The organism is Campylobacter sp. JMF_14 EL1 (assembly GCF_027737585.1).
Classification (GTDB): Bacteria; Campylobacterota; Campylobacteria; order Campylobacterales; family Campylobacteraceae; genus Campylobacter_B.
On sequence record NZ_JAOVTW010000001.1, the window covers coordinates 620580 to 634523 of the forward strand.

Consider the following 13944-nt stretch of genomic DNA (forward strand, 5'->3'; position numbering starts at 1 on the left):
AAAAATGTTGTAATAAAAAAATTACATTTCATTTTAATTATAATTTAATGTTATTTTAATCCAAATTTAATACAAAATATTCCAAAAGCGTGATAAAATAACTAAATTTAAATTTAAATTTATTCGAGAAAGGAGAATAAAGGTGAATAAGGTTTATTTTTTTGCAACCTGTCTTGGCAACGCGGTTTTTACCGATACCGCTTTAAATGCAGTTAAGCTTTTAAGAAGAGAGGGTGTAGAAGTTATTTTCAAAAAAGATCAAACTTGCTGTGGCCAACCAAGCTACAATACAGGTTATTTCGAAGACACTAAAAAAATAGCCCTACACAATATCAATCTTTTTAGCGAAAATTATCCTGTTATTGTTCCGTCTGGTTCGTGTGCTGGTATGATGAAGCACGATTATGTCGAGCTTTTCAAAGGCACAGAATACGAAGGAAAAGTCAAAGAATTTAGTTCTAGAGTTTATGATTTGTGCGAGTATTTGGACAAGGTTTTGCATGTCAAATACGAAGACAAAGGCGAAAAAGTAAAAATCACTTGGCACTCGAACTGCCACGCTTTGCGCGTCCAAAAATCAATCCAAAACGCTAAAAATTTACTAGCTCAATTCAAAAATGTAGAATTGATCGAGCTTCAAAGAGAAGAGGAGTGTTGCGGATTTGGCGGAACTTTCGCTGTAAAAGAGCCTGAAATTTCTAACGCTATGGTTCAACAAAAGATTAAATTCATAGAAGAAAGCGGAGCTGATTATATCGTTTCAGGTGATGGCGGCTGTTTGATGAATATCGCAGGAACTATGGAAAAAAATGGTTCAAGAGTAAAAGGTATTCATCTATATGATTTCATAATCAAAAGAATTGAAGGAGCAGCGCTATGATGAATCATGAAAATTTAGTAAATCAAAAGCTTGCTGACAAACAACTAAGAGCAAACCTTGACTCTGCAATGCACACTCTTCAAGGTAACAGAAACAGACTTAGCACTACAAAATTTAAAAATTTTGATGAGTTAAGAAGCAGAGCAAGAACCGTTAAAAATAACTCTCTTGCGACACTTGATGAAAGACTACTCGAATTTGAAGCAAATGCTACAAAAAACGGCATGAAAGTGCATTGGGCAGTAAATGGCGAGGAAGCAAACGAGATAATTTATCGAATTATAAAATCTCACAACGGAGATAAAGTTCTAAAACAAAAAACAATGGCTAGTGAAGAAATTCACCTAAACCACTATTTAGAAGAAAGAGGCATCAAAGCCCAAGAAACCGACCTTGGTGAGTTGATTATCCAATTAATCCAAGATCCGCCTGTTCATATCGTCGTCCCTGCGATTCACAAAAACCGCAATGAAGTCGGTAAAATTTTCCAAGAGCGCTTAGGTGCGCCATTAGAGAGCGAACCTGAAAAACTAAATGCAATCGCTAGAAACCACCTAAGAAACGAATTTAGAACGATGAAAATCGGAATTTCAGGCGCAAATTTTGGTATTAGCAAGGCAGGAGCTATTTGGTTGCTAGAAAACGAAGGTAACGGTAGAATGTGTACCACAGCCCCTGATGTGCATATCGTAATCTGTGGTATAGAAAAAGTTTTAGAGACATTTGAAGATGTAGTAAGCGCTCACTCGCCTGTTACTCCATCAGCCGTAGGTGCGCCTATCACTTGCTATAACAACATCATCACAGGCCCTAGAAAAGAGGGCGAGTTAGACGGTCCAAAAGAAGTCCATGTTGTCTTACTAGATAACGGTAGAACCGATATGCTAACAAATGAAGAATACTTCGAAGCTCTAAGATGCGTTAGATGCGGTGCTTGTATGAACTACTGCCCTGTTTATGAGAAAATCGGCGGTCACACATACCACGCTGTATATCCAGGACCAATCGGCGAAGTAATCAGCCCACAAATTTTTGGTATGGAAAAAAATGCAGATATTCTTAATTTCTGCTCACTTTGTGGTAGATGTAGCGAAGTTTGCCCTGTTAAAATTCCGTTAGCAGAGACAATCAGAAAGCTAAGAAGCAATAAAGTCGGTGAAGGTAAGAAAAAAGCAAAAGGCTCTGATTTGCTAGAACACAGCAAAATCGAAGCAATGGGATTTGCTGGATTTAGAACAGTTGCTACAAATGGATTTATGTGGAGAACTGGAATCTCCATAGCTTCTAAATTCTCAAATTTCGTAGTTAAAAAGGCAGATTCAATCCCTGTCGTTAAACTATGGACAAGACATCGCTCAGCACCTGTCTTAAAAGGAAATCTACACGCAGATATCCAAAAAATCGAAGGAGTAATCTATGAGTAGCAAAGAGACAATTTTAGCTAAAATTAGGTCAAACAGAGTAGCTAAAAGAACAGAAATCGAACCACTAGATATAACTAAATTTGTCGAAAACGAAGGCGATAAATATGAAAACTTTAAGACAAATTTGACAAATAATAAGGCCGTCGTTCATGAGACAGACGAAAAAGGACTTCAAGCGCTAGTAGAAGAGATCGTCAAAACAGTCGGCGCAAAAACAGTTATGTTTGGTTCAGATTTGCCAATCAAAACAGACAAATTGCAAGCAGAAAAATTGCCGTTTGACAAACCAGTAAATGAGATAAGAGAAGCGCTTTTTGATGCGGATACTTCGATTATAGAGGCGAAACTTGGCGTTTCAAACTTTGGCGTATGCTGCGTAGTTAGCTCAAAAACACAACCAAGACTTCTTAGCTTGCTTCCGACAAACTGCATTATTTTGCTTAGAAAAAATGCCCTTGTAGAAAGCTTAGATAAAGCCTTAGCAGAAGTTACAAAAGATGAGTTGCCTACAAATATCAACTTTATCATGGGACCATCTCGCACCGCAGATATCGAGCTTATCACAGTTCTTGGCGTGCATGGACCACGAAATGTCCATGTAGTGCTATACTAAAATTTAACTCCCATTTTGGGAGTTAAATTTATTAAATTTCAAAATTTCTATTGATTTTAGTTAAATTTCGCAAAATTCACTTTCATCTTCATTTAAAAACACAATAAATGCCCTTAAATTTGGATAAATTTTGCTTAACGAATTTTTGTAGAATTCGACCTGAGCGCGGTTTTTCGCCAAATATTCGCCGTTTTTGCTACTTTTATAATCGATGAGTATCGCTTCGTTTTCTTTAACCAAAAGCAAATCTATACGCCTAAATTCGCCATTTTCGGTTTTAAATGGAATTTCTTTGTAAATTTTAGCACCATTTACTAACGCCTTAAATTCACTAGAATTTATTAGGCTTAAAACCCGCTTTTCGATACTAGCGAAGCTCTCATCGCTCAAAAACTGACCAAATTTATTTTTACTCGCCATAAGCGCAGTTCCTAGCGAATTTTCATCAAATTTATCACACATTTCAAGCGTGTAGTGAAGCACGCTACCAAAAATTTGGTTTTTATAATCCACCAAAGCATTGCCATTTTCGTCTATATCGCTCTCATCGCTACCGACTAGCTGTTTTGGGATAGCCTCGTCGAATCTCATCTCCTTCGGCTCGCTCTCTTCGCTGATTTTCGCCATACTAGGGTTGATAAAACCATACTCGAAATCGCCCAAATTCAAATAATCATCGCACAAAACCTTTTTATCTTTGCTACCTGTATAATATGGCGCAAAATAGCTAGGATTGCTTCCGTTTGCCTCTTCTCGCCTGATGATGATTAGAGATTTTTTCGCGCGGGTAAAGGCGACATAGATATCGTTGATTTTCTCTTCTTTTTCGATCTGTTTTAATTTTTCTTTGAAATTTTTATAATCTATATCTACATTTTCGCGCCCGCTAACCTTGTATTTGACCTGCCATTTTTTTGCGTTTGTATCGTAATTGATCAAAAAATTATCCGTGTCGTTGTTTTTGCCACCCACTAAATCACAAACGATTAGATGATCGAATTCCAGCCCTTTTGATTTGTGAATACTCATCAAATTTACGCCACTATTACTTTGCGAAAATGCGTTAGTATCGTCATTAGCATAGATATATTCGATTAAATTTTCGTATTTGTTTAGCACTTCGAAAAAGAGCAAAACATTTTCATTATTTAAATTTATCTTTAAAATTCGGGCTATTTTTTTGGCTAAAATTTGCGGATTTTGCTTGAAATTCAAATTCTCGCGCTCAGGCGCAAAACCCAAAAGCGCATTTAAATTTTGCTCGTAAATTTCCGCCCCACTTAGGCAAAATTTAGCGTATTCAATGATAGAAGCGACCTCTTTTATAGAGCGCAGTTTTTTGGTGCTATTTATCGTAACGCCAATCCCCCTATCCTCTAACATCTCTTTTAATTGTTCGCAATTATCATTTTTCCAGCAAAGCACGGTTATATCGTCATAGCTCACGCCATTTTGGTGCAAAAAGTCGATTTGATTTAGCACTTCATCTAAAATTTCTGCGCTACTAAGCGATTTTATGTAGCCATAATCGTCCTCTTCTATCTCAAAAAGCGGGAAGTTTGGGTTATTTTTTATATACTCTTGTGAGCTTTTTATATCGATTGGTAGGTCGTTGTTGCATTTTTGCTCTACAAATTTGCCGCCAAATTTATCTTTAAAGGTGTGATTTACAAATTTAACCAAAAGCTTCAAACTGCGGTAATTGATATCCAAATTTGTCGTTTTGATTTGGCGAAATTCATCTCTTAGCGCATCAAAAAGCTCTTTTTTCGCCCCACGAAAACCATAAATGCTCTGTTTTTTATCGCCCACATAAAAAAAGCTTCCCACGCCGTTTTGCCCAGCTCCTGCAACTATTTCGCTAATTAGCGGGTGTATAATTTTATACTGCGTAACATTGGTGTCTTGAAACTCGTCAATTAGCAGGTGGGTGATTTTGCTATCTAGCCTGAAATAGAGCAAATTTGTATCGATTTTACCGGCGCAGAGCAACTCATACACGATAGATGAAACATCGGCGTATGTGAGTTTGGCGGTTGTTTTATTGAATTTTGTTTTTGCATTTTTGTAAGTTTGGATAAATTTAGCCAGCTCACCAAGATTGTAAATTTCAAGCTCGTCTAAATATTGTTTAATCGCTCCCTTAAAATCCAAAAATTTTGCATCAATCGCAGGCGTGCAAGCTTTTTTGTGATTTTTACTTTCACTTAGGCTAGTATATTTTAGGGTCGAAATACCCACCAGTTTTGCCATATTTCCATCAACAGCAGCATTAAATGTCTTAATTCCAGCTTCCGAGCAATTGTTGTCTCGTAGCATTTGTATAAGCTCTTTTAGCACGGTATTTGCCATGGTTAAATTTGGAAATTTAGGATTTATAAAATTTGGAATTTCGACATTGTTTTCTTGCAAATAATTCAAATTTCCTAGAATTTTATCCTTTTTCTCATCTAAATTTGCAACCAAATTTATTAAATTTTCAAAATCTTTCGGGTTTTTTATAATCTCATCAACAAAGCCTGTTTGCTGGCGCCCCAAAACAGTATCATCAATACCAAAGCGCGGATCTATGCCGGCATTTAGGGCAAAAAGTTTTACGATTTTGTTAAAAAACGAATCAAAAGTCGAAATGTTTAAATTCGCGTTTAAAAACTCACCCTTTCGTTTATCGCGCAACGCAATAACCTCTTTTTCACTTAAATTTAAATCTTTTGCGATAAGCCCCAACTCTGATTTTTGATTTTCTAGCTCCAAAAAATTGCGAATTATACGCTCTTTCATCTCATTTGCCGCTTTTTTGGTAAAGGTTAGCGCCATAATCTGGCTAATTCGCGCACCGCTTAAAATCAGCTCGATAAATCTCACAGCTAGATTAAATGTCTTTCCAGTCCCTGCGCTCGCTTCTAGCGCCCAAAATAGCTTATCTTGTGGCAACATTGATTTTTCCTTTGCAGATGATTTTATATGGGCAATATGTGCAATTAGGTTTTTTATCCTCGCCATCTTTATCGTATTTAAGCGGGTCGAAACTCACTTCGTTTTCAAACAAATCTTTTAGTTGGGAAATTAGCGCTGTAAGCTCACTTGCGCCATAATCCCTATGCGCGTCGATAATCTCAGCATTGCCGAAAAAGACAAACCTACTTTCGCAATCCTCATCGCCAAGTAGCAACTTATAAAAAGCGAGCTGGAAGGATTTGTGTTTGTCCTGACCTTTGGCTCCGCTTTTATAATCTATTACAAATTTCTGTCCGCTTTCGCTCTCATCAATCCTATCTATTTTGCCTTTGATTTTTATCCCGTCAAATTCGCGCTCATCTATATCAAGCTCGCATGCTTTACATGAAAAATTTTGCTCATGCGCGCCCAAAAAGCCTTCCTCGATTTTTTTAACATTTATCAAATTTAACTCTATATCAAATTTATTAAGACCTTTATCTGTGGCGCGCTTTTTATAAATTTGCGAGAATTTTTCAAAATCAAATTTAGCATTTTTCTCGTAAAATTCCCTCAAACTATCGTGCAAAATATTTCCCGCCCCAGCCTTGTCACTCTCATTAAAAACAATGTTTTCTTTGATTTTGGCGATGTATTTGTAATAGTATTTGCGCCTGCACTCCAAAAATGTATTCAGCCTCGAAAATGACAGCGCCTCGCCAAAAAAATCGTGCTTTTGTGCTGGAATTTGGGCTAAGCTAGGCACGCTTATCTCACCTGCGCCGAAACTTTGCAAATAATCGTTTTGGCTAAATTCATCATCTTTTTTGGTTGCGAAATTTTTCAAAAAGCGCGAAGAGAGCTTTTCTTCCGAGCTAAAATAGCTTATTGCCACGCATTTTGCGGAATTTATCAAACTATCATAATAAAATCTTTGTAAATTTTCCCTATCGGCGTGGCTGATTAGCCCTGCACTTTCGCGCACTGCCGAGCTTAAAAACATCTCGCCACTGCTTCTATTTGGCACCAAATCATCGTTGAAATCGACGATAATAACGCCGTCAAATTTCATACCTCTGCTTTCTAGCGCACCCAGCACACTCACTGCTCCACCGCCTACATGCGGAAGTTTCGCCTCGCTAAGCAAGGTTAAAAAAATCTGGACGCACTCTCTTAGGTTAAGCGGTTTTTTTTGCAAAAATTTCTCAACCATAAAAAGCGGTTTTGCGATGAAAGGTTGCAGTTTTTCAGCGCTTAAATCTAAAATTTGATTTATAAAATTTTCAAATTCGCTAAATTCGCAATTTTTATCAAAATTTTCTTTTATTTTGTTGTATAAATTTTCGTCCAATTCGCACTGAGCGAAAAAGAGCGAATACTCGTTTGAAATTTCATTTTCTAGCGCGCCAAATTTGACAATTTCGCCACCATTTATACTCTCGCAAACTTTCGATAAAAGGCGGTAAAATATGGTCTTAGATAGCTTTTTTCCCATTGCGAAATTTAGCATATTGCACCTATCATGCAACCTCAAAATCTCGCCAAATTCCTCATCCGGGAGTATCACGGCGATATTTTCTGGCCTTATGCCCTTTTGCACAAAAGCTGAAATTTTCTCAAATACATAGGCTGCTTGCAGACTTCGAAGCGAAAAATCTTTCACCGCGATTTGAGTACATTTTGGCAAAATTTCGCTTTTTGTTATGGTTTTTTGGCTTAAATTTAGGATATATTCCTTGCCAAATTCGAAATTTTCTAATGGAATTTCGCTTAAATTTGCTATGTTTTCAACGAGTTTTTTATTTAATTTCGTGCTTTTAAAAATCAAATTTAAATTTGTCAAATTTGCGCATTTTGCGATAATTTCAAGCTCGAATTTATTTAAAAATCCGTCGATATAAATTTCGATATTTTCAAATTCTTTGACGAAATTTTCATTTATTTTATACAGATCACAAACGCTAATATCGTCATAAACGCCGTTTTGCTCCAAAATTTCGAGATAGCATTTCAAAAGCTCGTCTAAAATCTGCAAATGCTCGCTATAACTATCGTAAGTATCTGCCAAAACTAGCTCTTTTACGCTTTTTTTGGCACTTTTTAGCTCTTTAAAAAACTTAAAAAGATACTCGCTATTTTTCATAAATTCGAAAAATTCGTTCGCAAAGCCCAACTTTTCGCTCATAGCTTTGACATTTTCGCAAGCTTGATGCATAAAGAAAATTTTCGAAATTTCATCGCATTTGCTTAAATTTTCTACGATAATGACTTTTTGGAGAAACTCGCCAAAACTTAGCGTTTTTGGCAGGATAAATTCATCAGAATTCGCCCTGAATTCACGGATTTTTCGGTTTGTCGAAAATACAATTAGATTATTTTTTAACGCCAATAAACTCAAATTTATAAAACCCCACATTCTGCCCATCTTCAAGTCTAGCTACGACTTGCCAACGACCTTCCTTTGGGATTTCAAACTGATCGACTATTAAAAAGTTATCTTGGAATCTAACGCTTAAATCTCTATCGAATTCGTTTGTTTCAGGTCTGCTTAGGCGGATTTGAGCGTGGATTTTATCAAAACTAGGCTTAAAAGCTATTTTAAAGCTAAATTTATTGCCTCGTGAAATCTCGTAATTTGGGGCGAGAGGTAGCAAATTTTGCGCGTTAAAACCATTTTCTCTAAAAGTATTTAAAAATTTTTTATCGAAATTTAATTCATTGATTAAAGTGTCATTTTTAGGGGCTAAAACTACAAAATTTTCATCTCCACTGCTACTAAAATCAGAAATAAAAATTTTATACTTTTCGTCAAATTTAGCCTGAGAAATTTGGATCTCATTGTAATTCTCATCGACTTTTTGGTATTTATCGAAGTAAAAATTATCGCTATGCACCGGATAATCTAGCGAGAAAATTATCGTCGCTACGCACGCTGCGATGATTGCTACTATGCTAAATGCGATACCATAGGGCCAGAGAGTTTTTTTATTTTGCGCCATTTTTTCTGCCCTTTTTGTATAGATATGAGCCCAGCGCGAAAATCAGCGTCGCGTAAAAAATATAGCGCAAGAAATTTATGAAATTGTTGTTTGTATTGCCGATAGAATTCTCCAACCCAACCCCCTTTGAAGCGGCGATTTGGTCGCAAATCTCGGCATATCCGTTTAAAAGCGCAGCGTTATAAACGCCGATTTTTTGGGTTTGGTTTAGATCTGTTTTTTGCGAAGCGATGATTGGGATTATGCGCCCGCCACTTCCCACGCTTAAAATTTGCTCTCTATCAAAAAGCGCTAACGCCTCAGGCGAGCCGTAAATTTCGACCTTATGCTCAGCTTCGGCAAAGACTAAAAGCGCATAAGGCGAGCTTAAATTCGAAGCGAAATTTAGGGCATAATTTTCTAAGCTTGCGCCCCCAAGGCTTTGTGCGGCTAGGACATAGACGCCTACGCCAGTTTTATCCTGCGTCTCAGCGCCTAGAATTTCGATTTTTTCTGCAAGCATAGGCGTGATAATCTCGCCCTCGTTTAAAACAAATTTTGCCTGCGCTAAAATGCACAGGCAAAAAATCGCAAAAATTGCTCTCATTAACCGATAAATAGGATATTTCTAGTCAAAACAGAGGCAGCAGTTGCCACAGCCAAAGCGATACAACCAAGTAAAATCAATTTTTCAATCAATGCATCACTCATCACTTATCCTTTATCACAAATACTTTTTTTTGCGTATCGACTGAGCTTTTTTCGCTTACAGAGCTAATATCTTTTAGCTCATAAGGCTTATCCATGACGGCTTGCTGTGTCTTAATGCCAAGGCAGGTAAGGCATGCAAGAATTGATAGTAAAAGCGCAGTTGCGATTAGCATTCCAGTTACGCCATTTAGCGCAAAAACCGATCTTTTTACATTTTCCATAATCGCCCCTTTATTTGATAGAGTTGATATACTCGCCAACGGCGCGTTTTTGCACATCGTTTAAACGCCCGTCATCAAAGGCTGGCATTGTGCCGATGAAGCCTTTTTTGCCACGATTTAGCACATCGACGCTAAATTCAGCCGAGCCGTATTTGCTAAGATCTGGCGCTGAACCGTCCATACCTTTGCCGTCATCACCATGGCAAGCAGCGCAAGTAGGCCATAGCTCTCTACCTTTTTCAACCAAATTTTCATTTTTTGTAGCTTTTAAGCTAGAAATTTCTTTCGCCATAAAAGCAGCTACTGCTTTTGCGTCCTCAGGGCTAACCATACCTGCTGGCATTTCGCCAAGTGGGTAATTTAGACCTTTTGAGCCTTTGTTGATAGCGTCAATTATACCAGCTTCTTTGCCCCATTTAGTAAGGTCAGCAGACTCGCCGTCGATTCCATCTCCGTCAAGTCCGTGGCATTGTGAGCATTGCACCAAATACACCGACTCGCCCATAGCTTTTAGCGTAGTGCTATCGGCGTTTGCATAGGTTTTTTCAAATTTAGCGTTGTGTGCCTTTACCTCATCGTTATACTCGCCGATTTGTGAGTATGAATTTAGCGGATAAGCGATGAAAAAATACACTAACGCATAGACAAACATCAAAACAAAACATATAGCCCAGCCTTTTGGCAAGCCATTTTTTAGCTCGGCAATTCCGTCAAAATCTTCGCCAGTTGTCTCGGTAGTTTCGTTTAAGCTTTTACTTTGACCAGCATATTTTTTAACGATAAAAGCCGTAACTGCGACAAGTATAAACGACGCTATCAGCGCCGCAACATTAACATTATCGCTTAAATTTAGCCATTTCATATCATTTTCCTTTTTCTTCTTTCGTAGGTGTGCGAGACTCTATGATTTCACTGCCAAGCTCATCATCAAGCGCCAAATTTGCATACTTTTCGTAGTTTCTGCGCCCTGTTTTTTCAGAGTGCTTCAAATGAAACCAGTATCCATAAACTCCAAGGCAGGCCAATATGACAAAAGCTATAAAGCCATAAGCTTGTAGCTGCCTTATGAAATCAATGCTCATCGCAAACCCCCTATTTTAAGCTATTTAAATATGCTATTAACGCAACGATTTCGCGTATTTCGCCGTTTTTAAATGCCGCTTTGACATCTTCGTCGCGCATATCATTTACGATTGCCTCAGCCTCTGCCATCATTTCAGCTTTATAGCTTTCGAAATTTGACATAGCGTCCTTGCTAGGATCAGCTTCGAGCTTTGGTGCGCCAGCTGTATCATAAGGGACATTGAAGGCTTTTTTAATCGTCAAAGCCTCAGCGTAGGCTGTTTGCATATCTGCGTTTTTCTTAAACATAGATTTGTATGCAGGCATGATTGATTTGCCGACTAGGACTTTTGGATCTTTCATGTGAGTTTCGTGCCAGCCTGTGGTTCTGTTGCGTCCGACCCTAGCAAGATCTGGACCAGTTCTTTTCGAACCCCACAAAAATGGTCTATCATAAGCAAATTCACCACTTTTTGAATAATCACCATATCTGTCAGTTTCTGATTTAAACGGACGGATAAGCTGTGAGTGGCAGGCATTACAGCTCTCTTGGATATAGACATGGCGACCAGCGAGTTGCAAAACAGTATATGGTTGTTTGCCCTCGATTGGACGAGCGCTATTAGCAAAATCTGGCAAAATCGTAACGATGCCAGCATAAGCGATGACTACAAAAACACCAACCGCAAAAAAGAACGGATTTTTTTCTAACCAACTAAACATCTTTCTCTCCTTACGCAGCCATAGGTGAAGCGCTTCTAGGCTCTTGATCTAAGCTTCTGCCTGCGCGAATAGACATCAAGATATTATATACAAACATACACAAACCTATGAAGTATAATAAACCACCAATCGCTCTAATCCAATAATAAGGAACTAGCGCGCTAACTGTATCTATAAATGAGTATAGCAAGTTGCCATAATCATCAGTTGCTCTCCACATCATACCTTGTGTGATACCAGCAATCCACATTGAGCTGAAAAATAGCACAACACCTGTTGTTTGGATCCAAAATTGAGCCGTCATTAAAGATTTTGAATAAAGCTCTCTTTTAAACATTCTAGGCACCATGTGATACATAGCAGCGATTGTCATAAATCCAACCCAGCCAAGTGTGCCGTCATGGACATGTCCTGGGATCCAGTCTGTAAAGTGCGCTAGGGCATTTACCGATTTGACAGAAAGGATTGGACCTTCCAAAGTAGAGAATAGATAGAAAGTAGAAGCCAAAATCATAAATTTGATTAGCGGGCTCTCTCTTAGCTGATTCCACTCGCCTCTCATTGTAAGGAGCATATTAATACCTGTTCCCCAAGATGGCAAAATCAAAACGACAGAGAAAACCGAACCCATTGTCTGAACCCAATCAGGAACCGGTCCATGGATAAGGTGGTGACCGCCAGCCCATAGGTAGATAAACATCAATCCCCAAAATGAGAACAAAGATAGTTTATATGAGAAAATCGGCTGACCGCTCTCTTTTGGCAAGAAATAATAAATTTCAGCGATAATCGCTACGGTAAATACGAACGCAACGGCGTTGTGACCGAACCACCATTGAACCATAGCGTCGTTTGTGCCAGCATACATTGATACAGAGTGTATCCAGCTACCCATGCCAGTAAGCAATCTAGTTGGGATCTCCATGTTGTTAAACAAATATAGCATAGCAACGCCAAGGAAGGTAGCGATATAATACCAAACAGAGATATAAAGCGTTTTTTCGCGTCTGATACCGATTAGACCAAAAATGCTAATTCCCCACAAAACCCACACGACAACAACCAAAATATCGATAGGCCACTCTAACTCAGAATACTCTTTTGATGTCGTAACACCAGCTAAAAGCGAAACCACAGCGAGTAAGATGATTATGATATAAATCACAAAGTGCAATATACCCACGCACATCAAAAATTTTGATTCGCTCATCGATGCTTTTAAAACTCTCTGTCCTACATAATACCATGTAGCCCAAATTCCAGATAGCATAAAACCATAAATGACACCATTTGTGTGTAATGGTCTAAGTCTGCCAAATGTACCATACTCTCCAAGCAAGTAGTTAAGATCTGGATATGCTAGCTGAAATGCTATAAGCGTGCCTATAAGCATACCGATTATACCAAATGCCAGAGTAGAATACAAAAACAATTTCGCCACTGTATAATCGTAGCTTAGCATCTTGCCACTGCGTAATGCCTGTTCAGGATTCATAAAACCCTCCTTTAAAATTTGGTTAAAAGTCGAGAAACTTTATGGAGGATTATAAGAGTTAATAAGTTTTAAAAAGCTTAAATTTGACTTTTTATTAACTTTTTGTTTGCAAAAGTTTTAAACTTGTGACATTTTTATCAACAAAAATTTTACTCTTTTTTAGATTCGATTTTATAGCCCAAACTTGGGATATTTTTGATAACATCTGCGCCGATTTTATCTCGAATTCGTTTGATAAAAGTTCTGATTGCCACATCTGAGACTGAGTTGTCGTTCGCCCAGACATATCGTTTAATCTCTTCGTGCAAAACCAAAGTATCAATTCGCGAGACCAAAAGCGAAATGAAGGCTAACTCTTTTTTCGTAAGCGAAATTTCCTCTTCGCCGTGAGTTAAGACCCTTTTTAGCGGATCAAAACTATATCCGCCTGAAATTTCTACCACGCTACTGACGCTAAGTTTCGCGCTCATTAGGCTTTTTATCGCTTCTTTAAATTCTTCCATATCAACCGGTTTTATGAAGTATTTGGCTACACCTGCCTCGATTGCCCCTAGAAGCTGAGCCTTCTCGCTAAATCCGCTAAGCACGACAACTGGGGTATCTGGGGAGATTTGTTTGATTTGGCGTGTCATTTCAAGCCCGTCTTCGATAGGCATCAAAATATCTGTAACGACCAAATTTGGATTGTATTTTTTAAATTTTTTAAGTCCCTCTACGCCGTCTTTGGCCTCATAGACATTTTTAAAAATTCCTTCAAATGCATTTCTTAGAGAGTTTCTCATCTTACTCTCATCTTCGACCAACAATATGCTTAAATTTTTTAAAATATCTCTCATAAAACGCCCCTTAAAATGTAATTTGTCATTTTTTCAAAATTTAACTTATATAAGACTTAAAAAA

The 13944-nt window shown here is 37.9% G+C and carries 12 protein-coding genes and 2 pseudogenes; 3 read left to right on the forward strand and 11 right to left on the reverse strand.

Annotated elements, in window-relative coordinates:
• Positions 1-142 precede the first annotated feature (142 nt).
• From OFN73_RS03155 to OFN73_RS03165, 3 genes are read left to right on the forward strand one after another with little or no spacing between them, the layout of a single operon-like run.
• Positions 143-880: a (Fe-S)-binding protein gene (locus OFN73_RS03155; protein WP_270862186.1), complete on the forward strand. Its 738-nt coding sequence runs from the start codon at positions 143-145 to the stop codon at positions 878-880.
• A complete protein-coding gene (locus tag OFN73_RS03160; RefSeq protein ID WP_270858393.1) occupies positions 877-2304 on the forward strand; it encodes a LutB/LldF family L-lactate oxidation iron-sulfur protein in 1428 nt (475 codons plus the stop codon). The genes OFN73_RS03155 and OFN73_RS03160 overlap by 4 nt, the downstream gene beginning before the upstream one ends.
• Positions 2297-2917 carry a LutC/YkgG family protein gene (locus OFN73_RS03165; protein ID WP_270862187.1) on the forward strand — a complete coding sequence of 207 codons (621 nt, stop codon included), beginning with the start codon at positions 2297-2299 and terminating at the stop codon, positions 2915-2917. The genes OFN73_RS03160 and OFN73_RS03165 overlap by 8 nt, the downstream gene beginning before the upstream one ends.
• A gap of 60 nt (positions 2918-2977) precedes the next feature.
• Here the strand turns inward: OFN73_RS03165 and OFN73_RS03170 are convergent, their stop codons facing one another.
• The 11 genes and pseudogenes from OFN73_RS03170 to OFN73_RS08145 form a co-directional block, all read right to left on the reverse strand.
• Positions 2978-5854, reverse strand: coding sequence for a RecB-like helicase (locus OFN73_RS03170; protein ID WP_270862188.1), 2877 nt, complete (start codon positions 5852-5854; stop codon positions 2978-2980).
• Positions 5838-8279: a PD-(D/E)XK nuclease family protein gene (locus OFN73_RS03175; protein ID WP_270862189.1), complete on the reverse strand. Its 2442-nt coding sequence runs from the start codon at positions 8277-8279 to the stop codon at positions 5838-5840. Before OFN73_RS03175 ends, OFN73_RS03170 begins: the two co-directional genes overlap by 17 nt.
• On the reverse strand, positions 8227-8853 hold the full coding sequence (locus OFN73_RS03180) for a hypothetical protein (RefSeq protein WP_270862190.1): 627 nt from the start codon (positions 8851-8853) through the stop codon (positions 8227-8229). Before OFN73_RS03180 ends, OFN73_RS03175 begins: the two co-directional genes overlap by 53 nt.
• Positions 8840-9439 (reverse strand): TPM domain-containing protein, encoded by a 600-nt coding sequence (locus OFN73_RS03185; RefSeq protein WP_270862191.1) that lies wholly within the window; start codon positions 9437-9439, stop codon positions 8840-8842. The genes OFN73_RS03180 and OFN73_RS03185 overlap by 14 nt, the downstream gene beginning before the upstream one ends.
• 103 nt (positions 9440-9542) lie before the next feature.
• Entirely contained in the window at positions 9543-9764 is a 222-nt protein-coding gene (locus tag OFN73_RS03190; protein ID WP_270862192.1) for a DUF4006 family protein, read from the reverse strand.
• 10 nt (positions 9765-9774) lie between these two features.
• Positions 9775-10626 (reverse strand): c-type cytochrome, encoded by an 852-nt coding sequence (locus OFN73_RS03195; RefSeq protein WP_270858400.1) that lies wholly within the window; start codon positions 10624-10626, stop codon positions 9775-9777.
• Position 10627: 1 nt separating this feature from the next.
• Complete coding sequence (locus tag OFN73_RS03200; RefSeq protein ID WP_270862193.1) at positions 10628-10846, reverse strand: cytochrome c oxidase, cbb3-type, CcoQ subunit; 219 nt, start codon at positions 10844-10846, stop codon at positions 10628-10630.
• Between the two features lie 10 nt (positions 10847-10856).
• Complete coding sequence (ccoO, locus tag OFN73_RS03205; RefSeq protein ID WP_270858402.1) at positions 10857-11549, reverse strand: cytochrome-c oxidase, cbb3-type subunit II; 693 nt, start codon at positions 11547-11549, stop codon at positions 10857-10859.
• Between the two features lie 10 nt (positions 11550-11559).
• Entirely contained in the window at positions 11560-13011 is a 1452-nt protein-coding gene (ccoN, locus tag OFN73_RS03210) for a cytochrome-c oxidase, cbb3-type subunit I (RefSeq protein ID WP_442868098.1), read from the reverse strand.
• 182 nt (positions 13012-13193) lie between these two features.
• Positions 13194-13442 (reverse strand): annotated as a pseudogene (locus OFN73_RS08140) (helix-turn-helix domain-containing protein); the annotation flags it as partial.
• Positions 13443-13532: 90 nt separating this feature from the next.
• A pseudogene (locus tag OFN73_RS08145) lies at positions 13533-13880 on the reverse strand (response regulator transcription factor); the annotation flags it as partial.
• Positions 13881-13944: the final 64 nt, after the last annotated feature.

Coding starts and splice junctions, on each gene's coding strand:
- OFN73_RS03175 (WP_270862189.1), bottom strand. CDS start 8,279: ATGGGCAGAATGTGGGGTTTTATAAATTTGAGTTTATTGGCGTTAAAA.
- OFN73_RS03180 (WP_270862190.1), bottom strand. CDS start 8,853: ATGGCGCAAAATAAAAAAACTCTCTGGCCCTATGGTATCGCATTTAGC.
- OFN73_RS03195 (WP_270858400.1), bottom strand. CDS start 10,626: ATGAAATGGCTAAATTTAAGCGATAATGTTAATGTTGCGGCGCTGATA.
- OFN73_RS03185 (WP_270862191.1), bottom strand. CDS start 9,439: ATGAGAGCAATTTTTGCGATTTTTTGCCTGTGCATTTTAGCGCAGGCA.
- ccoN (WP_442868098.1), bottom strand. CDS start 13,011: ATGCTAAGCTACGATTATACAGTGGCGAAATTGTTTTTGTATTCTACT.
- OFN73_RS03165 (WP_270862187.1), top strand. CDS start 2,297: ATGAGTAGCAAAGAGACAATTTTAGCTAAAATTAGGTCAAACAGAGTA.
- OFN73_RS03170 (WP_270862188.1), bottom strand. CDS start 5,854: ATGTTGCCACAAGATAAGCTATTTTGGGCGCTAGAAGCGAGCGCAGGG.
- OFN73_RS03200 (WP_270862193.1), bottom strand. CDS start 10,846: ATGAGCATTGATTTCATAAGGCAGCTACAAGCTTATGGCTTTATAGCT.
- OFN73_RS03160 (WP_270858393.1), top strand. CDS start 877: ATGATGAATCATGAAAATTTAGTAAATCAAAAGCTTGCTGACAAACAA.
- ccoO (WP_270858402.1), bottom strand. CDS start 11,549: ATGTTTAGTTGGTTAGAAAAAAATCCGTTCTTTTTTGCGGTTGGTGTT.
- OFN73_RS03190 (WP_270862192.1), bottom strand. CDS start 9,764: ATGGAAAATGTAAAAAGATCGGTTTTTGCGCTAAATGGCGTAACTGGA.